Raw genomic sequence first — 19,307 nt, forward strand, 5'->3', positions numbered from 1 at the left:
GCTGCGGCACGCCACGCCTGCGAATATCATCCGTCCCCTGAGGTGGCACACGAACTCATGCGATCCAGACGATCGCCAGACGATCGGTTGAGGGGAACGACAGATGGACATTGCGGAACTGCTTGCTTTCTCGGTGAAGAACAAAGCCTCGGACTTGCATCTGTCCGCCGGGCTGCCGCCGATGATCCGCGTCGATGGCGACGTGCGCCGCATCAACATTCCCGCGCTCGAGCACAAGCAGGTGCATTCGCTGATCTACGACATCATGTCGGACAAGCAGCGGCGCGATTACGAAGAATTCTACGAAACCGACTTCTCGTTCGAGATTCCCGGGCTGGCGCGCTTCCGCGTCAATGCGTTCAACCAGAACCGCGGCGCCGGCGCGGTGTTCCGTACCATTCCGTCCGAGGTGCTGACGCTGGAGGATCTGGGCGCACCGCGCATCTTCAAGGAGCTGATCGAACAGCCGCAGGGCCTGATCCTGGTGACTGGCCCGACCGGCTCGGGCAAGTCGACCACGCTGGCGGCGATGGTCGACCACATCAACAAGAACGAATACGGGCACATGCTCACGATCGAGGATCCGATCGAATTCGTGCACACCTCGCAGAAGTGCCTGGTCAACCAGCGCGAGATCCATCGCGACACGCTGGGCTTCAACGAGGCGCTGCGTTCGGCGCTGCGCGAGGATCCCGACTACATCCTGGTCGGCGAGCTGCGCGATCTGGAGACCATTCGCCTCGCGCTGACCGCGGCGGAAACCGGCCATCTGGTGTTCGCCACCGTGCATACCAGCTCGGCGGCCAAGACGATCGATCGCATCATCGACGTGTTCCCCGCCGGCGAAAAGCCGATGGTGCGCTCGATGCTGTCCGAGTCGCTGCGCGCGGTGGTGTCGCAGTCGCTGCTGAAGAAAGTCGGCGGGGGCCGCATCGCGGCGCACGAGATCATGGTCGGCATCCCGGCGATCCGCAACCTGATCCGCGAGGACAAGGTGGCGCAGATGTATTCGTCGATCCAGACCGGCACGCAGTTCGGCATGCAGACGCTGGATCAGTGCCTGCAGGACCTGGTCAAGCGCGGTCTGGTGACGCGCCAGCAGGCATCCAGCTACGCCAAGAACAAGGACAGCTTCAAGTGAAGCCGGGAATCGGGAAAGGGGCATCGGGAATCGTTGAAAAGCGGAGAGCAGCGCGTGCCTTCGGCTCGGACGTCCCGGCTTCCTGCGACCGGTTTGCGGCAGGCGTCGATTTTCCGATTCCCCATTCCCCATTCCCGATTCCCGGGGTAGAGCCATGAGCGATTTCGATTTCACCTCATTCCTGAAACTGATGGTGCACAAGAAGGCGTCGGACCTGTTCATCACGGCCGGCGTGGCGCCTTCGATGAAGGTGCAGGGCCGGATCGTGCCGATCACGCAGAGTCCGCTCAGCGTGCAGCAGGCGCGCGACATGGTGCTCAACGTGATGACGCCCGGACAGCGCGAGGAGTTCGAGAAGACCCACGAGTGCCAGTTCGCGATCTCGGCGCAAGGCGTCGGCCGCTTCCGCGTGTCGTGCTTCTACCAGCGCAACTGCGTGGGCATGGTGCTGCGCCGGATCGAATCGAAGATACCGACTCCCGAAGAGCTGAACCTGCCGCCGGTGATCAAGCAGCTGGCGATGACCAAGCGCGGCATCATCGTTTTCGTCGGCGCCACCGGCTCGGGCAAGTCGACCTCGCTGGCGGCGATGGTCGGCTACCGCAACCTGAACTCGACCGGTCACATCATCACGATCGAGGACCCGATCGAATACGTGCACAAGCACGAGGGCTGCATCATCACCCAGCGCGAAGTCGGCATCGACACCGACAGCTGGGACAATGCGCTGAAGAACACGCTGCGCCAGGCGCCGGACGTGATCATGATCGGCGAGGTGCGCACGCGCGAAGGCATGGATCACGCGATCGCTTTCGCCGAAACCGGCCATCTGGTGCTGTGCACGCTGCATGCGAACAATGCGAACCAGGCGATGGATCGCATCCTGCATTTCTTCCCGGAGGACCGCCGCCAGCAGCTGCTGATGGATCTGTCACTGAACCTGAAAGGCATCGTGGCGCAGATGCTGATCCCCACGCCCGACGGCAAGGCGCGCCGGGTCGCGGTGGAAGTGCTGCTGGGTACGCCGCTGGCGCAGGACTACATCCGCCAGGGCGAGATCCACAAGCTCAAGGAGCTGATGAAGGAGTCCACCTTGCTCGGCATGAAGACGTTCGACCAGAGTCTGGTCGAGCTGTATCACGCCGGCGAGATCTCCTACGAGGACGCCCTGCGTTACGCCGACAGTTCCAACGAGGTGCGCCTGCGCATCAAGCTGGCGCAGGGCGGCGACGCGCATACCTTGTCGCAGGGCCTGGACGGGGTGGAACTGGAAGAGACGCGCGACTCGCAGAACTTCGGCGGCAGCAACCTGCTGAATCGCTGAAGCGTTTCCGACTCGAATGGAAGCAAGGAAGGCGCCCATGGGCGCCTTCCTTGCTTCCTGCCGGCGAAACCCGCCGACACAACAAGCCCGCCGCCATCCTCGCTTCCGTGGCACGCGCCGCTGCCGAACCTGCTCAGAAATCGCAGGTGCCGGTCAGCAGGAATGTGCGCCGGTTGTGCAGTGGTACAAACGTCTCGTCGAAATTGTCGCTGAGCAAATTCCGGCCGAGCAGGTTCTTCACCCCCAGCGCCGCGCTCCAGTTCTTCGCTCGGTACCACACATTGGCGTCTACGCTGGCCTGACCGGGAATATCGAAATATGTGTTGCCGTCCGTGGTCTGTCCGAGGCTGCGGCTACGCGCACGCACGCCACCGGCCACTCCCCAGCCTCGCAGCGCAGTGCTCCGGAATCCATAACTGGCCCACAGGTTGAAATGCTGACGGGGGGCACCCGTCGGCGGCGTCCCATCGTGATTGCCGATGCGCGCATTGGTATAGCTGGTCGTGATGTCCAGGCCGGGCGCGAGCCGGCCGGTGAACTCGATCTCCACGCCGTTGTTCGTCTGGCCCGAGCCGGGGGTGTAGAAATACGGAGGTTGCACCGACTGCAGGTCGTAGCTGCGATCGAGCATGATGCGATACCACGAGACGGTCAGGCGCGCATGGTCCTGAAACAGATCGAACTTGGCTCCAGCCTCGATCTGGCGCGACAGCGCCGGTACCAGTGGGCGCCCATTCTTCCCCAACAAGGTATCGGGCTGGAAACCCTTCGCGGTACTGCCGTAAAACGCGATATCGGGCGTGATCTTGTAGACCAGGCCAAGGCTGGGGACCCATTGCGTCTTGTGCAGATTCCACGCATTGCCATGGATGTCATAGGTCGAAAGTTCGTAAGCCGTGCGTCGCCACGCCAGCAGGACATCCCAATGCTCGCCCACCGCGATCTGGTCCTGCAGAAACAAGCCGCTGCCGGTCGACCACGGACTTCCAGGCACATAGATGTCGTTGGCTGCCTGAACCACCGAGCTGGCCGGTGGCAGCGGAGTCCCGGTGAAGATGTTGTACGGCACGCTGCCGAAGTAGCCGAAAACACCGTCGCTGTGGCCGATCAGTGAACGCGAATAGTCGAATCCGACGACGACCGTGTGCGTCAGCCTCTGTCCGAACGTGGCGGTGATGTCGTTCTGCAAGGTGTAGTACGCATCGGCATACCGATAGACCTCCCCCACCGCATCCACATTGCCGGTCGACGAGGGGTTGATCAGGATCCAGTCTTGCTGGTCGGTTGACTGCCGTACGTATTGACCGCGGCTGCGGAACATCCAGACATCGCCCAGCTGGTGTTCGAGCACGTAGTAAAACCGGCTCGTCCGGTACGTGGAATGGTCACTCGGGTTGCCGGCCAGCGTGCCGGGTGGCGAGGCAGAGGAAACGGAGTCGTTCAGAAGGATGGTGTGATCGGGAATGGGCAGCCGATTGAGGATGCGTTCGACGCCGACGGTGAGTTTCGTCGTGGCGTCGTGCCAGCCAATCGACGGCGCGAAATAGCTGCTGCGCTGGCCGTGGTAGCCCTGAGCGGTGCGATCGGCATATTCGCCGGAGAGCACCAGTCGGTAGGTCAGCTGCTTGCCGTCGCCCCACGGGCCGGCCAGATCGATGCCTGCCTGCGTATCGCCGTACTCGCCCACGCTGTAACTGAGTTCGCGCACGGGTTCGCGCTGTGGTTTTTTCATGACCACATTGATCAGGCCGCCAAAATCGGCGTTACCGACCGAATCGCCCAGGATGGTCTCCGGTCCCTTCAGCACCTCGACCCGTTCCACGCCGATCAGGGGCGGAAAATCACCGACGGCCGCGATGCTGTTGGGCATGCCGTCGGTCATGCCGTTACCGGGGTTGAAGCCGCGTATCTGGAAATTCGGCAAGCTATCGGCGCTATCGATGTATTGCACGCCTGCCACATTGCGAACCGCATCGGCCACCGTACGGATCTGCTGCGAATCCATCAGGTCACGCGTGACGACACTGATCGCCTGCGGCACATCGATCAGATCGGAATCGGTGCGGGTGGCACTGCGGGTGATGTCGGTCAGGTAGCCCGTGTCTTGCTCGACTATGCCGTCGGCGTGTATCGGCGCCAGCAGCTTGGCATCGGCGACGCTGGCCTGGGTAGACGCCGCTCCGGCAGAGAGCGAGCCCGTCGACTCGGGTGCGCGCGGCTTCACCACCACGGTTCCGGCATCGATGAATGCGTAGCTCAACCCGGTACCTTGCAGCAGCCTGACGAGCGCTGCATCCGGAGTGAATGTGCCGCTCACGCCGACCGAGCGAAAGGCCGCAGTGGTGCCGCCGGCAGTCAACACCTGTACGTCGGTCTGTTTGCCGAATGCGATCAACGCGGTGGAGAGTGCTTGCGGCGGGATCGCGAAATGGATGTGCGGTGTTGCCGCAGCGGCAAGTACGACAGAAGGTGCCCACAGGCAGCCGCAGGCGAACAGCAACGCAACCCGGCCCATGACAGTCGCTTTCCCCCAGCGAAAGTAACAAGTCTGACATGCGTCCAGGCCAAATGGCACACGGCGCACCTATCGCCTGCATGGGGACGTCGAGACCACGCCTGCGCGAACCTCGCAGGGGATGGTGGCTTCTACTTGTGCTCCGGCTTGGCGAGAGTCACCTGATGGGCATCCTCGCTGACACGCAACGGAAAGACCTGCGGCAAGGCGCCCAGCCAGCTGTCGATAGCGCCTGTCTTGATGGTGCCAGTGTAGGTGAGCGTTTCCAGACCGGCATCCGCGATACGCACCGGGCGCGTACTGTAGCGATTGACGTTGGCGATCACCACGCCGAGCGGTTCGTCGATGAATTCCAGCCGATCACTGCGCCAGGCGGTGGCCTGCTCGGGCGTAATGCTGCCGATGCTCATGGCTGACGTGGACGGATCGTACGACACCAGCTGACCGGCGACGGCTTCGAGACTCCCCTTGCCCGCTGCATGCGAACCCGGCGCAGCATCGTGGTCGGCGATCTGCACACGGCCCTGGGTCACCGCAATGGTCACCCGTTGCCCCGTGCGACGCACGTCGAAAGCCGTGCCGACATCACGGATGGACACGTTGCCCGCCGCGACGACGAACGGGCGCTGCGGGTTGTGCACGACCTGGAAAAACGCCTCGCCACCGGCCAGCTCGACACGGCGTTCGCCATGGCTGAAGCGCATGGCCAGTGTGGAGGCGCCGCCCAGCGCGACCGTCGAACCGTCCGGCAGCGTGATGTTCCGGTTCTGCGCCACTGCGCTGACATAGGTCTGCGGCGCCGTATCGACCCCCAGCCCGCTCCACGCAAGATAGCCCCCGGCCAGCGCCAGTACGGCGGAAGCCGCGGCCGCCAGCGGCAGCCAGCGCCGCGGGACGTCAGCCGGCCGCGCAAAGTCGCGTGCGAACTGCCGCCGCGTGGCCTCATCGAGTGTTCCAAGCCGGTTGCCGAGTTCGGTCACACGCTCGAAAGCCTCGAGGTGGCGCTCGTCCTCACCGGTCCATTCCAGCCACTGCTCCATCGTCGCGCCTGCGCCGTCGGGATCGCGCAGGCGCGTCCACCAATCGGCGGCGGCGCGCAAAATCTTCTCATCCACGCTCTTGTCCATCACGGCATCTCCGGTTCGTCGACCCGCGCGCGGCAATGCGCCAGCGCGTTGGCGACGTGGTAGCGCACCATGCGCTCACTCAGTTTCATGGCTTGCGCGACGACGCTGAAGTCCCGCCCCTCGATCACGTGCATCACGAAGGCCTGGCTGGTCTTCGCGGGCAACTCGCGCAATGCCCTGCGCAACTCGCGCCATTGCTCGATCGCCGATACGTGCCGCTCGGGAATCGGTACGAGATGCAAGCCTTCGGGTGGTTGTTCGATCAGCATGTCGTTTCGCATCTTGTCACCGCGCACCTTGCGCATGCGCAACCGGTCGACGGCGAGGTTCGCCGCGATCCGGAACAGGAAGGCGCGCAAGGAGCTTACCCGTTCGGGATGTTCCAGCATGAGCATGCGCAGGTAGGCTTCCTGCGCGAGCTCTTGCGCATCGGACTGGGACCCGAGCCGGCAGTGCAGGAAAGCGATCAATGCGCGATTGTGCTCGCGGAACAGTTCGGCGACCTGCGCGGCATGTGCAGACGGCCCCGCAACATCGGTACCGACATCGCCGGGCTTGCCTAACGTATCCACGATGTTCCCAGGCCGGCATGTTGAAAAGGTTCGACGGATTCTAGCTCCTCCTTCGCGAGGGCCGTGTTTGGTTTCGACGGGGAGGTTCCAAGCGCATCGACGATCAATCGCTCGGCTTCGATGCGCAGGGTCTCGCGGCGCCGGAACGCGGAGCGATGATGGCTGGAAACCTCGGCCTCGGACTTCCGGCTCAGCATTTCGGGAAGCAGGAACCAGCCATCTTCTTCCTCCCGGCCCTTCTGCTCCACCCAGAATGCGTCGTAATCAGCCTGGAATTCGTCGCGGGCCCGACGCAAGGGGTGCGCTGCATTGCTGACGGCCAGGATGCGCTCGATGCCCAGGTGCCGGGCGAACGCATAGGCCAGGGAAAGCATCAGCTGCTTCGGCCGCATGCCATGCATGTTCCGCGTCAGGTCACGGACTCTGTTCTTGCCGTTCGGGCCGTCGGGTCCCTGGATGCAGCCGATCGCGATCGTCGGCCGATCGTCGATCACGCTCAGGATGAGGCGATAGACCGGATGATTGTCGAGGTCGCTTAGCTGTATGCACAACTCGCCTTCGCAGCCCATGAAGATCGGCGGCCGCAGGCAGAGTTCCAGCTGGGTACCGTCTTTCAAGATCAAACGGCCCAGCGTCGCGTTCCCATCGGTGTAGATCCTCTGCAGCAACGCGCCGGGCAACCGGGCGATCGCGAATTGGTAGTGCTGCCGGATGCTTCGCAGGCGTAAACGTCGATCCCACCTCAAGTGGATATAGCGGTGGAAATGACGCTCCAGCACCCGGGGATCCCGACGCTGGTAAGCACACAGGTGTGGTTGGCCGTACATCAGCGCCAGATAGCGGCCATGCTGCCGCGGCATGCACAGCGCACGGACGATGTATTTGGCGGCCATCTTGCCGCGGCTGGCCGGACTGCCGCGCCAATCCGAACGGTCGCGCAACGAACGCAGGAAGTCCGCCAGTGCGTGGAAGCGATCCGGACCGCACAAGAGGGCGAGCGACTTGGTGACCAAGGCGCGGAACTTGCCGACGACCGCCCACGGACCTCCTTCGAGCGCGTGCGGCACGGCATTCGGGTATCCGCCTGCCGCAAAAGTGCCGCGGGCCTCGATGGCCCCGGCCTGGTTGTTCAGAGTGTTCAAGGCGCTCGATCCGCGTGGTTGCTGCGACCTCTCCAAGACGTTTGCGGATTCGAAAAATGAAATGGCCGATGAAATCTTAGGAACACCCGCCCCGGGTCATCCGATGGCCGCCGCGCGATGAATGTTTGAAGTCGATGGCGGCTTAAAGCGGGAAGCGTTGCCCCATTTCAATTTCCGCCGGCTCAAACGTCTTGGGGGTGACGGCAGGAAACCGCGGGGTCCGAACCGGAGCGACTGGCCGCATGTGGCGGATGCCGACATGTCGGGTTGGCACCTGGGCTGCCGTCGTGGAAGGGGAGGTAGACGGCAGGGCTGCTGTCACGGGGGGTGTCGGGTAACCAACAAAAATCGAGAGCCGCGCACGACGCGGGGTCCAGGGAGTCCGTCGGATCCCGAGCCGCGCGGCGGCCAACAACATGCTCTAGTCCATCAGGGGAAATCATGAAACAACGCAGTACGCAGCCATTCGCCAGTCGTCGGGGCGCACCGAAATTGTTGACGGCGATGATCGCCTTGGCCCTTGCCGCTCCTGGCCTGAGCCATGCGCAAAGCTTCGTGCCCGCCGGGCCGGGCACCGAGTCGGGACCGTACTTCCTGTTGAACGGTGCCGACAATCCGCAAGCGGGACAGCCCACGAACACGGCGCCGTATTTCGCGACGCAGTCCGGCGCGATCCAGTCGATCGCGGTCAATCCATTCGACTCCAAGCTGATGCTGGCCAGTTCTCCCAGCGGCGGTATTTTCCGCAGCACGGATGGTGGACAGAGCTGGAGCGCCGTGACCGCCAGCCAGGGTTCGCTGGCGGTGTCCGATATCAGCTTCGACCCGACCGATCCTACCGGCATGACCGTCGTGGCCAGCATCGGAAGCACGACCAACGGCGCGACCGGCACCCACTTCGACCGCGGCGGCCTGACCAACCAGGGCATGCTGTATTCCACCGACGGCGGCATGACCTGGAACACGATCGGCCAGAACGCGTTGCCGGACGTGAGCATGCTCAACGTGGTGGCGCGTGGCCGGACCATCATGGCAGCCGGCTTCGAGGAAGAAGGCGAGAAGCCCAATGGCGCCAACACGGGGCTTTATCGCAGCACCGATGGCGGCAAGACCTTCACTCGGGTGGACCAGCTTGCCGGGTCCGGTTTACCCCCCGGTCCGACCTCGGCGCTGGTCGGCGATCCCGCCGATCCGAACCGTTTCTACGTCGGCGTCACTGGCACCGGCAACACGGCGGTCTACGCCAGCGACGACGGCGGCAAGACCTGGAACAAGATCTTCAGCGCCGCCAACGCCAACGGCTCGATCAACGCCAATACGTCCACCATGCTGCGCGTGGCCGCCGGTCCGCACGGTTCGGTGGTGGTCGGCGTCGTCAATGCGGCGCTGGGCCAGCTCAACAACGCCTTCCTGTCGCAGAACGGCGGCCAGAGCTGGGTCGACCTGAGTCCTTCGCTGGCCGCCAACACGGTGTCCAACGAAACGGCCGGCAGCACCGCCCGCGCCGCCGCCTACCAGCTCAAGCGGTACGGCGAGGTGATTCCCGGCCTGGCGATCAACCAGGGCGGGCAGGCGGCGACCAACTCGCTGGTGGCGATCGATCCCAACCATCCCAACGTGGTCTACATCGCCGGCGATGGCCGCTACGACAACGTCACCGGCAGCACCTTCGAGGGCGTCTCGGCGATCCGCGCAGAGGTGAATGCCGACGGTTCGGTCACCTACGCACCGCTGACCGACAATGACACCAGCGACCACTCCACCGTGCATCCGGATGCGCGCGTGTTCGCCTTCGACGGGCAGGGCAATCTGCTGATGGGCACGGACGGTGGCCTGTACTGCCGCACCAATCCCTCCAGCAACAATGGCGACTGGCGCGGATTGAACAACGGCCGCCAGGCACTGGAGATCTACAGTCTGGGGCTGGACCCCAACACGGGACAGATCGCGGTGGCGGCGCAGGACAACGGCGCGGCGCGGCAGATGCCGACGAACCGTTCCATCTACCAGCAGATCGGCGGCGGCGACGGCACGTTGGCCCTGATCAACGGCCAAGGCACTCCGGGCTTCAGCTACACCTATGTGGCCAGCCAGTATCTGGGCGGCTTGACCCGCTACAAGACCGACGCGCAAGGCAACTACGTTAACACCGTGCCGTGGACGGACGGCAGCGGAAACCTGATCGAGAACTACCCGGTCAGCACCGACCTGTACTTCGCGCCGGACAGCGCGGGCCAGTTCGCCACCGTAACCGGCCCGGGCGGCGGCAACATCGTCGAGCTCGACAACAACACGATCAACTTCGTCAATCCGTTCGTCCTCAATAACGTGGACAGGAGCTTGATGGCGACCGGCGTGACGCCAGGCGTGCTGGTGTCGCAGGACAACTTCGGGATTGGGGCGACACCGTACGTTTCCGGCGACATCGCCTGCGCGCAGGGCTGCTACCAGATCCTGCCGTCGTACTTCGCCGGTGCCACGGGCTTCGTTTCCGCACTCGACTTCGGCACCCGCGACAACACGTACGCCCTGCTGGCCGGCACCTACCTGTACCAGGACCCGCAGAGCGGCAACTACGCGCGCCTGTTCGTCAGCACGGGCACCTCGCTAGGCGGCATCAACCTGCAGCCGGTGTTTTCCTATCCGGTGGCGATGCATGCACCCAATGCGGTGCTGTTCGACCCACGCAGCGAAAACCGCTTCTTCGCCGCCGCGCCCGGAACCAGCGGCAATGGCTTCCTGTGGAGCTCGGTCGACGGCGGCGCCACCGGCACGGACCTGACCTCGAACCTGCCGGCCAACTTTATCCGCCCGGACGCGCTCGGTTTCATCAGCAGCAACGGCGTCAACGCCTTGCTGGTCGGCGGCATGAACTCGGCGGCCAATGCCGGCAACCCGCTGGTCTCGGCCGACAGCGACGCCGGCGGCGTCCTCAGCAACTGGCGCCGACTGGGCAACGGCCTGCCCAATGTGCAGGTCACCGTGATCGACTACCAGCCCGGTCTCGATGCGATGGCCATCGGCACCTACGGCCGGGGCGCCTGGATGCTGTACGACGTCACCAGCAACTTCGCCGATGCCACGGTGCTGCAGTTCGGCCTGGCCAACAACGATTCCAACCCGGATGTGTCGCTGCTCACCGGCAACCGCCCGCTGATCAAGTACGGCACCGGTACGCTGACCATCGCCGGCCATGCCACCTACACCGGCGGCAGCAGCCTCGACGACGGCACCGTGGTGCTGAATGGCGCAGTGCTCAACGACGTCAAGCTGGCCTCCGCCGCGATGCTGCGCGGCAGCGGCTCGGCCTCCGGCCGGCTCGATGTGCAGGGCGGCCTGGTGGCGCCGGGCAGCGCCAGCGGCAACGCGCTGACAGTGGGCAGCCTGAGCAACCAGGGCGGCAGCCTGCTGTTTGCCTATGGCCCTGCCAGCGGCCAGAACACGCACCTGACGGTGCAAGGCCACGCCGACATCGGCGGCATGAAGTTGATGCTGGCGCCGCTGTCCTCGACGGTGCCGTTCTACGGCAACTACAACCTGCTGAGCGCAGGCAGCCTGAGCGGCCAGTTCGCCAACGCCGCGAACGCGTCGGGCAGGACGGCCTGGATCAATCTCGCTTCGCTGCAACCGCCATCCGGCAGCTCCAAACCCGTCCCGGCGTCCATGCAGCCCAGTCAGCTGGCGCGCCTGAATTACTTCAACAACGTGGCGCTGGAAATTCTCCATCCGCTCGACTGGACGGCCGGCTCGGGCAACGCCAACCAGCGTGCGGTCGGCCAGGCGCTGAACAGCCTGCAGTACACCGCATCGGGCAGCTTGCTCTCTGCGCTCGGCAAGGTGGCCAGCGGCAACCTGCCGTCGAATCTCGAAGTCATCTCCGGCGAGAGCAGCGTGGCGTCGGCGCGCGCGATCAACGTGGTCGGCGATCGCTTCCTCGCCACGATCGGCAGCCAGATGCTGGATGCGCCGGGCCGCGGTGACGGCCAGGGCGATCATCCCGGCCTTGGCCAGGACGTGGGTGACCACCGCTTCTGGGCGCAGATCTCGAGCATCAGCACGCGTCTGAACGGCGAGTTCCAGAGCAATCGCTTCGACGGGGGCGGCATCGCGATCGGTGGCGAGGTCGCGCTGGGGACTCGGGCCAGGGCCGGTGTCGCGCTGGGCCACAGCAACATCACGACCAGTACCCCGGGCTTGTCGCCGAACGTGCGGTCGCAATACAACATGCTGGCCGCCTATGGCGACTATCAACGCGGACGCTGGTTCATCGGCGGCCTGCTGAGCCATGCCGATGGTTGGAGTTATGCCGATGGCACCATCAATCTCGGTGTGTCCGGCATGCAGACGGCCAAAGGCAAGCCCGGTGCGTCGTCCACGGCGTTGCAGCTGACCTCGGGACTCGACTTCCGGTTTGCGCGCCGCTGGTTCGTGCGGCCTTATGCCGATGCCATGGCGGCAAAGTCCTCACAGGACGCTTACAACGAGTACGGTGCGGGAGCGCTGTCGCTGCAGTACGGCAAGATCGACCAGACCCGTTACCAGGGCGATCTTGGCCTGAAGCTGGGCGCCTCGTTCGAAAAGGGAACGTCCACTTTCCAGCCTTATGTGGCTCTGGCGGAAACGGCTGCATGGGGCGATCGCCGGCCGGAAGCGCAGGTGGGTTTCATCGGCGCGCCGGGTACCAGCTTCCAGGTCCGCGGCAACAGCGTGCCCCGCTCCTGGCTGAATGGGCAGGCCGGGGTGCACATGGCGTTCGGCAAGTCGATGAAGCTCGAGGTGAGCTATCAAGGTGCGCTGACGGGTCGCCTGCATGACGACTTCTTCAACGCCGGTCTGTCGTGGCGGTTCTGAGATCAGTCACGCCGAGATGATCGTGGTGCGAGAAGGGCCAGCGTCGAGCTGGCCCTTCCATACCCCCTTTTCCGTGGAGCGTCGCAAGCTGCGTGCGTTTATTTCTCCGAAGATGGTGTGCTGCCGACGGTCAGGCCGCTGCCGTCGACGCTCTTCACTCCTTTCACGTGCCGGGCCACGCGTTCGGCATGATTTTTTTCGGCTTCCGAGGCAACCTTGCCGGTCAGCGTGACCACGCCGTCATTGGTCGACACCGAGATGTTCGTGGCCTTGATGCCCTTGGTGGTGCCGAACTCGGATTTCACCTTGGTGGTGATCCAGGCGTCGGCTGCCTTGTCGGGCACGGTCCGGTTTTCGGACATTTTCTCCTGCATCGCGGTGTCCGGTGTCTGCATCGGGGTGGCGTTCGACGGCATCTGCGTCGGAGGGGGCGTCTGCGCCATGGCCTGACCGCAGGGTACGGCGGCGAAGGCGAGGATCAGTCCGGTGGCGAACATGCTGTTGCGAAGCATCGTTGGTATGCGCATGGCAATCTCCTTGGCTGGTATGAAAGTTTGTCGGCGAGATGCGGCAGCCGACTTCCGTGCGTTGCATGGCACCAGCAACGGCGTGAATGTCGCGTGGCTTCGGGGCATGCCGATTCAGCGGACGATTACGGATGCGAAGAAGGTGTCGCCACGATGTTGGCTGGACGTTCGATGGCGTCGTCAGGCCAAAAAAAACGGAGCGCCGCGGCGCTCCGTTTTTTTTCATCGAGCGATGAACGCTACTTCAGGACGGTCTGGCTGGTGATCACCATGCCGCTGTCGACGACATGCATTTCCGCATCGATGCTGTCGACTCTTTCGGCCTGGGATTTCATCGCGGCAAATTGCGCCTTCGAGCGCGCCGCGTTGGCGGCAGCCTGGGTGGTGCTGTCGTTGTCGACGCTGCCGTTGATCGACGGCTCGTCGCTCTTGCCGAGCGCGGCGGTGGCGGCGGCCAGACTGTCGATCTTCTGTTCCATCAGTTGCAGCCAGCTCAGGTACATCGCACCGGTCAGATGCATGCGGGCCATCCGGCCGGCGTCGCCGACCGGATTCTTCAAGGTGTCGCCGAGCTTGCCGTCTTCGCCGGCACCCACGCCGAGCGCAAGCGCCTTGTCGCTCATGGCCAGCCAGCCCGGCTGGCCCAGCATGCTCGTCATGTCCTTGGGCAGCGGCAGCGGCTTGCCGTCGCCGGCGAGCTTCAGCCGGGCCAGCGCGGGCACCATCATCTGGCCCATCGCAAACAGGCCGGCGGGATTGTTGGTGCCCAGCACGATGCGCCCGCTGAACGTCGGGGCGCCGGCATTCTGACCGGGCGCCAGCGAGTCCAGCGCAATTCGCAGTCCGAGCATGTCGCCGAACGGCGGGATCGCGGCCTTCTGCATGGCCGGCCCGAGCTTGGCAAAGCTGTCGTTGAGATCGATCAGCGAAGGACAGGCGAACGGCTTGGCTACCACCGCATCGGCCTGGCTGGACCAGAATGTGCGCATCTGCGCGACTGGCAGCGCCAGGCTGAGGTCGAACGGTGCGGTACCGGCGCCGCCCAGCCCTGGCAGTTCCACCTTGAGGCCGCTGAAAGCCTTGCCGATGTCATCGGCAAGCGCCACGTCGAACCGCACGTTCTGGTGTTTGGGATCGAGCTGGGTGTAGCCGAAGCTCAGCGTCGGCACGCGGGCGGCGATGCGAGCGGCATCGGTCACGCAGCTCGGTGACGTCTGCAGCTGGTTGGCTACCGGCTCGCCGGTCTTGGCCGACTCGGCTTCGGCGCGCGCCTTGAGGATCGCGCCGATCAGCGGATCCTTGCCGCCGAGCGCCAACGGCAACGCCCGGGTCAGATCCAGCTCGCCGACCAGCCAGGGCTGGTAGCCCTTGGCCTTGGCCAGCGTGGCCAGGCGGCCGTCGTCCTGCAGGTTCTTCTGAGGTCGATCCAGGCCCAGCGCCTGGCGCAACAGCGCCGGCGAGGCATCGGCCGGCAACAGCGCGGCCACGGCCTGCTTGCCGACCATCGCCAGGATCAGCTCGGTGCCCGAGCTGGCGAACGCGTATTTGCGATAGCTCTGCTTGTCCACATCGGCGAGATCGAGTTTCTTGCCATAGGCGGTTTCCAGCCGGCTGATGAAACCCTCGAACGCCCGCGGATCGCTCAGCTCGAATCGCAGCACCGGTGCCAGGCCGAGGCCGTACAGAGCCAAGTGGCCCTTGAGGTCCAGTCCGGCACTCTGCGCAAAAGTTTCGACGGTCTTGCCGTTGAATTCGGCCCGCAATGCGCGCAACAAGCGCGCGCCATCGGGATCCTTCGCGGCCAGGCGATCGGCGGCGGCATCGAGCTGCGCCAGATTGGACGGCAGCTGCGCATCGGCCTGGGGGAGCAACGCCTGGCGGGCGCTGTCGTCCATGATTTCCAGGTTGGCCACCACATACGGCGTGTCCGCCGGTACGAAAGCCAGCGGAGCATCCTTGTTCTTGTGCCCGCAGGCCGCCAGCATGACGCCGGCCAGACCCAGCGCGGCATATCGCATCGTCGATCGCATGTTGATCCCCAGAGATGGTGGAATGGTGCGGTGCACATTATGCCCGCTTGCGCAGCGTCGCGCCGTGGCGGACGCCTGCCAGATGCAGTCAGGCGCAACCGTGGGGCGTGGCAGCCTGGCTCGCCGGCTGCAGCGGCTCAGCGAGCCAGTACCTCGTTGAGCACCGCCATGCGTACGAACACACCGTTGCCGACCTGCTCGAGAATCCGCGACTGCGCGCCGTCAGCCACGTCCGACGCGATCTCGATACCGCGGTTGATCGGGCCCGGGTGCATCACCAGGCAGCCCTTGGAGGCAAGCGCCAGCCGGCGCCGGTCCAACCCGTAGCGCGCGAAGTACGCCGCTTCGTCGGGCAGGTCGATGGACGCCATGCGCTCTTTCTGCAGGCGCAGCATGATGACCGCGTCGACGCCTTGGATGGCCTCGTCGAAATCGGTGTGGCGGCGTCCCTGCGGAACTTCGTCCGGTGCCGGCATCAGCTCGGCCGGTCCGCACAGGCGGATGTCCTTCACGCCCAGCACGCTGAGTGCGTGGATGTCCGAACGGGCCACCCGCGAATGTTTGATGTCGCCGCAGATCAGCACGCTGAGGTTTTCGAAATCCGGCCGGTGCTGGCGGATCGTCAGCGCGTCCAGCAGGCCCTGGGTGGGGTGCGCGTTATTGCCGTCGCCGGCGTTGATTACCGATACCCCGCTCATCGCGTGGCGAACCAGTTCGTCCGGCGTGCCCGAGCGCTTGTGGCGCACGATGATCGCGTCCATGTGCATCGCTTCCAGTGTGTGCAAGGTATCGAACAGCTCCTCGCCCTTGCTGGTGGAGGACAGGCCGAGATCGAAATTGATCACGTCCGCACCGAGCCGCCGCGCCGCCAGCTCGAACGAAGTGCGGGTGCGCGTGGACGGTTCGAAGAACAGGTTCAGGACGGTGCGCCCCGCCAGCACGTCGAGCTTGCGGGTGCCGTGAGCGCATGCATCGCGCAAGGCCTCGGCGCGGTCGAGCAGGCGCTCGATCGTTTCGCGCGGAAGGTTTTCCAGGGAAGTCAGGTGGCGCAGGCGAGGGCTCATGGCGGCGACTCGGGAGGTGGGAGGGACGGTGTGCGTTCAGTGACCGGTGGCTTCGTCGGCTGCCGACGATCCCGCACCGCTCAGCCAGCGTTCGAGAATGACCGCCGCGGCTTCGGCGTCGATGCTGGCCGCATCGCGGCGGCGTCGGAGTCCGGCGGCACGGGCGGCAGCGAACCGCTGCGCGGCTTCCTGCGAACTGTGGCGCTCATCGACGAAGACGACCGGCAGGCTGTAGCGCTGCTGCAGCTGCGCGGCGAATTGGCGCGCGCGGCGACTGGCGGGCTGCTCGGCGCCATCCAGGGTCAGCGGCAGGCCGACCACCAAGGTGTCCGGCAGCCATTCCTTGCATAGGCCATCGAGCCGGCTCCAGTCCGGGCCGTCATCTTTTACCGGGACGATGGTCAAGCCCCGCGCGCTGGCGGTGAAGGTGTTGCCGATCGCCACGCCGGTCAGCCGGCTGCCGACGTCGAAACCGAACACACAGCTCATGCGTGACCCGCGTAGCCGGACAACTGGCGCGGGTCGACCCCGACCAGTCCGGCGGCGGCGCTCCAGCGCTCCTCCAGCGGTGTGTCGAATACCACCCGGCCGCAGGCCTCGGCGGTGAGCCAGGCGTTCGCCATCAGTTCCTGCTCCAGCTGGCCGGCGTCCCAGCCGGCGTAACCGAGCACCATGATGGCCTGGCGCGGGCCTTCGCCGGCAGCCATCGCGACCAGGATGTCGCGCGAGGTGGTGACCGACCAGTCGGTGTTGATGCGATAGCTGGATTCCCAGTCGCCGGGTTCGCGGTGCAGGACGAAACCGCGTTCCTGCTGCACCGGGCCGCCGATCAGCACCGGTGCGTCGGCCAGTTCGCTGTCCGTGCATTCGAGCTTCATCTGCGCCAGCACGTCGCCAAGCCGGTATTCGGACAGCTGGTTCACCAGCAGGCCGACCGCGCCATCCTCGTCGTGCTGGCACAGCAGCGCCACGCTGCGCGAGAACGGCGGATCGGCCAGGTTCGGCATGGCGATCAGGAAATGCCCGGTGAGGGTGTTCGGCGCGGTGGTGCTCATGCGGCTATTGTAAGCCCGGTCGGCGCCCAGTCGTGCAAAAGGCGGGTGAGGACGGCGCTATTTGTTGCGCAGTACGTCGCCGGGCAGGAATTGCCAGGTTCGGGTGATGTAGAGCTCGTCCACGTTGACGTCTTTCGGCAGCGGCGGAAACGGTGCGGACAGGCGCACGATACGCTCGGCGGCCGCGTCCAGCAGCGGATGGCCCGAACTCTTGATGATCGTGATGTTCTTGATCCCGCCGTCGCGGTTGAGCCCGACGGTGAGCAGCAAATCGCCGTAGAGCTTGCGCCGGCGCGCTTCGTCCGGGTAATTGAGGTTGCCGATCCGCTGCACCCGGTCCGACCAGCCGCGCATGTAGCTGGCGTAGACATATTCCTTCGTGTTGGCCGAGATGAACTTCTTCTTCGGCCGCTTCGCCAGCGCCTCGGTCTGCTGGCGCAGTTCGGCGGCCAGCTGGGCGATCGCCTGCTGGCGCTTCAGCTCGGCCGCGGTCGGGGTTTGAACCTGCGGATCGACCCGGGTCTGCGCGGTATCGCTGGACACGCTGAAGTCGGTCGCGCCGGTGGTGGTGACCATGCGCGTCGGCGTGGCCTCCCGCGGCAGCGGCGTGGCGGCTTCGACCGGATGCGCCGCGATGCCCGGATCAGGCCTGGGCAGCGCGCCGGAAAACATCTGCGATGGCCGCGCGGCGCGATCGCTCTGCCCGCCGCCGCTGTTGTTGGCCTGGGCCAGGAAATCGGCCTTGTCCGGCGCCTGCTGATTGGCCACGTTGACCAGGGTCACGTCCAGCGTCGGCAGGCTGGGGCTTGGTTTCACGAAATGGAAGGTGATGCCCAGCAGCAACACGCCGTGCAGCAGCAGCGAGAACAGCATGGTGGCACCGATCGGGTTCGGTGCGGGGGAGGCAGTTGCGGTGGTGCTCACGCGATACGCTTTCCGATGACGGACTGCTCGATGACGTCGAACAGCTGACCCGCAATGCTAAGCCCGAACTGCGCATCCAGTTCACGTACGCAGGTCGGGGATGTGACGTTGATCTCGGTCAGGTAGTCGCCGATCACGTCCAGGCCGACAAACAGCAGCCCGCGTCGGCGCAGTTCGGGCGCCACCTGGGCCACGATCCAGCGGTCGCGGTCGGACAGCGGCACGCCCACGCCGCGGCCGCCGGCCGCCAGATTGCCGCGGAAATCGTCGCCTTGCGGGATGCGCGCCAGGGCGTACGGCACCGGTTCGCCGTCGATCACCAGGATGCGCTTGTCGCCGGCGCTGATCTCCGGGATGTATTTCTGCGCGACCACCAATTGTCGCCCCTCGCGGTGGCCATTGCCGCCGAGCAGGGTCTCCAGCATCGAGTTGAGGTTGCTGTCGCCGGCCTTGACCCGGAAGATGCCGCGTCCGCCCATGCCATCGAGCGGTTTCAGCACCACCTCGCCATGTTCGGCAGTAAACCTGCGCAGTTCTCCCACATCGCGCGCGACCAGGGCCGGCGCGATGCACTGCGGAAAGGCCAGCGAAAACAGCTTCTCGTTGCAATCGCGCAGCGACTGCGGATCGTTGATCACGGCCACCCCGCCGCGCTGGGCCGCTTCCAGCACCATGGTGTCGTAGATGAACTGCGCGTCGACCGGCGGGTCCTTGCGCATCAGCACCACATCGAGCTCGCGCAAGTCGCGCCATTGGGCCGCTCCCAGCGTGAACCACTGCTGCGGATCCTCGCGCACGGCGAGCGGCGCGATCCGGGCCCATGGCGCGCTGTCGCGCAGCGCCAGGTCGCCCTGCTCGAAGTAATGCAGCGAGTGGCCGCGGCGCTGGGCCTCCAGCAACATCGCAAAAGTGGTGTCCTTCGCTATCTTGATCGCGCCGATGGGGTCCATCAGCACGCCGACCGAAAGGGGCATGTGGTTCTCCGTTGGTGGCCTGGTGCGGGTGTCTCGATGCAGGCGGATTCAATGCGGGCAG

14 protein-coding genes are annotated in these 19,307 nt (G+C 65.1%); 3 read left to right on the forward strand and 11 right to left on the reverse strand.

Annotated features, from left to right (window positions below):
• Nucleotides 1-103 precede the first annotated feature (103 nt).
• Both ACFPPB_RS00255 and ACFPPB_RS00260 read left to right on the forward strand, forming a co-directional pair.
• Nucleotides 104-1,141 carry a type IV pilus twitching motility protein PilT gene (locus ACFPPB_RS00255; protein WP_072761722.1) on the forward strand — a complete coding sequence of 346 codons (1,038 nt, stop codon included), beginning with the start codon at nucleotides 104-106 and terminating at the stop codon, nucleotides 1,139-1,141.
• A 154-nt stretch (nucleotides 1,142-1,295) separates the two neighbouring features.
• Nucleotides 1,296-2,465, forward strand: coding sequence for a PilT/PilU family type 4a pilus ATPase (locus tag ACFPPB_RS00260; protein WP_377323228.1), 1,170 nt, complete (start codon nucleotides 1,296-1,298; stop codon nucleotides 2,463-2,465).
• Nucleotides 2,466-2,598: 133 nt separating this feature from the next.
• Here the strand turns inward: ACFPPB_RS00260 and ACFPPB_RS00265 are convergent, their stop codons facing one another.
• From ACFPPB_RS00265 to ACFPPB_RS00280, 4 genes are all read right to left on the reverse strand, one after another.
• Entirely contained in the window at nucleotides 2,599-4,980 is a 2,382-nt protein-coding gene (locus tag ACFPPB_RS00265) for a TonB-dependent siderophore receptor (protein WP_377323230.1), read from the reverse strand.
• Between the two features lie 131 nt (nucleotides 4,981-5,111).
• Entirely contained in the window at nucleotides 5,112-6,095 is a 984-nt protein-coding gene (locus ACFPPB_RS00270; protein WP_377323232.1) for a FecR family protein, read from the reverse strand.
• An 11-nt stretch (nucleotides 6,096-6,106) separates the two neighbouring features.
• Nucleotides 6,107-6,679, reverse strand: a complete 573-nt coding sequence (locus ACFPPB_RS00275) for an RNA polymerase sigma factor (RefSeq protein ID WP_377323234.1) — start codon at nucleotides 6,677-6,679, stop codon at nucleotides 6,107-6,109.
• Nucleotides 6,667-7,746: a VirK/YbjX family protein gene (locus tag ACFPPB_RS00280; RefSeq protein ID WP_377323236.1), complete on the reverse strand. Its 1,080-nt coding sequence runs from the start codon at nucleotides 7,744-7,746 to the stop codon at nucleotides 6,667-6,669. Before ACFPPB_RS00280 ends, ACFPPB_RS00275 begins: the two co-directional genes overlap by 13 nt.
• A 516-nt stretch (nucleotides 7,747-8,262) precedes the next feature.
• On the opposite strand from ACFPPB_RS00280, the gene ACFPPB_RS00285 reads away from it, so the two are divergent.
• Complete coding sequence (locus ACFPPB_RS00285; RefSeq protein WP_377323238.1) at nucleotides 8,263-12,672, forward strand: autotransporter domain-containing protein; 4,410 nt, start codon at nucleotides 8,263-8,265, stop codon at nucleotides 12,670-12,672.
• 98 nt (nucleotides 12,673-12,770) lie between these two features.
• Here the strand turns inward: ACFPPB_RS00285 and ACFPPB_RS00290 are convergent, their stop codons facing one another.
• The 7 genes from ACFPPB_RS00290 to gshB all read right to left on the reverse strand — a co-directional run bounded on the left by ACFPPB_RS00290 (nucleotide 12,771) and on the right by gshB (nucleotide 19,246).
• Nucleotides 12,771-13,199: a BON domain-containing protein gene (locus ACFPPB_RS00290; protein WP_377323240.1), complete on the reverse strand. Its 429-nt coding sequence runs from the start codon at nucleotides 13,197-13,199 to the stop codon at nucleotides 12,771-12,773.
• A 239-nt stretch (nucleotides 13,200-13,438) separates the two neighbouring features.
• Nucleotides 13,439-15,229, reverse strand: a complete 1,791-nt coding sequence (locus ACFPPB_RS00295) for a hypothetical protein (RefSeq protein WP_377323242.1) — start codon at nucleotides 15,227-15,229, stop codon at nucleotides 13,439-13,441.
• Between the two features lie 137 nt (nucleotides 15,230-15,366).
• Complete coding sequence (locus ACFPPB_RS00300; protein WP_377323244.1) at nucleotides 15,367-16,293, reverse strand: aspartate carbamoyltransferase catalytic subunit; 927 nt, start codon at nucleotides 16,291-16,293, stop codon at nucleotides 15,367-15,369.
• Between the two features lie 36 nt (nucleotides 16,294-16,329).
• On the reverse strand, nucleotides 16,330-16,782 hold the full coding sequence (gene ruvX, locus ACFPPB_RS00305) for a Holliday junction resolvase RuvX (RefSeq protein ID WP_377323246.1): 453 nt from the start codon (nucleotides 16,780-16,782) through the stop codon (nucleotides 16,330-16,332).
• Complete coding sequence (locus ACFPPB_RS00310; RefSeq protein WP_377323248.1) at nucleotides 16,779-17,348, reverse strand: YqgE/AlgH family protein; 570 nt, start codon at nucleotides 17,346-17,348, stop codon at nucleotides 16,779-16,781. The genes ruvX and ACFPPB_RS00310 overlap by 4 nt, the downstream gene beginning before the upstream one ends.
• A 57-nt stretch (nucleotides 17,349-17,405) precedes the next feature.
• Nucleotides 17,406-18,272 (reverse strand): energy transducer TonB, encoded by an 867-nt coding sequence (locus tag ACFPPB_RS00315; RefSeq protein WP_377323250.1) that lies wholly within the window; start codon nucleotides 18,270-18,272, stop codon nucleotides 17,406-17,408.
• Nucleotides 18,269-19,246 (reverse strand): glutathione synthase, encoded by a 978-nt coding sequence (gene gshB, locus ACFPPB_RS00320; protein WP_377323252.1) that lies wholly within the window; start codon nucleotides 19,244-19,246, stop codon nucleotides 18,269-18,271. Before gshB ends, ACFPPB_RS00315 begins: the two co-directional genes overlap by 4 nt.
• Nucleotides 19,247-19,307 lie beyond the last annotated feature (61 nt).

It is taken from the genome of Rhodanobacter terrae (genome assembly GCF_042657005.1).
Classification (GTDB): domain Bacteria; phylum Pseudomonadota; class Gammaproteobacteria; order Xanthomonadales; family Rhodanobacteraceae; genus Rhodanobacter; species Rhodanobacter terrae.

Excerpts from the sequence above, each read along its gene's own strand:
- ACFPPB_RS00255 (WP_072761722.1), top strand. The coding sequence starts at position 104 with ATGGACATTGCGGAACTGCTTGCTTTCTCGGTGAAGAACAAAGCCTCG.
- ACFPPB_RS00260 (WP_377323228.1), top strand. The coding sequence starts at position 1,296 with ATGAGCGATTTCGATTTCACCTCATTCCTGAAACTGATGGTGCACAAG.
- ACFPPB_RS00265 (WP_377323230.1), bottom strand. The coding sequence starts at position 4,980 with ATGGGCCGGGTTGCGTTGCTGTTCGCCTGCGGCTGCCTGTGGGCACCT.
- ACFPPB_RS00285 (WP_377323238.1), top strand. The coding sequence starts at position 8,263 with ATGAAACAACGCAGTACGCAGCCATTCGCCAGTCGTCGGGGCGCACCG.
- ACFPPB_RS00290 (WP_377323240.1), bottom strand. The coding sequence starts at position 13,199 with ATGCGCATACCAACGATGCTTCGCAACAGCATGTTCGCCACCGGACTG.
- ACFPPB_RS00295 (WP_377323242.1), bottom strand. The coding sequence starts at position 15,229 with ATGCGATCGACGATGCGATATGCCGCGCTGGGTCTGGCCGGCGTCATG.
- ACFPPB_RS00300 (WP_377323244.1), bottom strand. The coding sequence starts at position 16,293 with ATGAGCCCTCGCCTGCGCCACCTGACTTCCCTGGAAAACCTTCCGCGC.
- ruvX (WP_377323246.1), bottom strand. The coding sequence starts at position 16,782 with ATGAGCTGTGTGTTCGGTTTCGACGTCGGCAGCCGGCTGACCGGCGTG.
- ACFPPB_RS00310 (WP_377323248.1), bottom strand. The coding sequence starts at position 17,348 with ATGAGCACCACCGCGCCGAACACCCTCACCGGGCATTTCCTGATCGCC.
- gshB (WP_377323252.1), bottom strand. The coding sequence starts at position 19,246 with ATGCCCCTTTCGGTCGGCGTGCTGATGGACCCCATCGGCGCGATCAAG.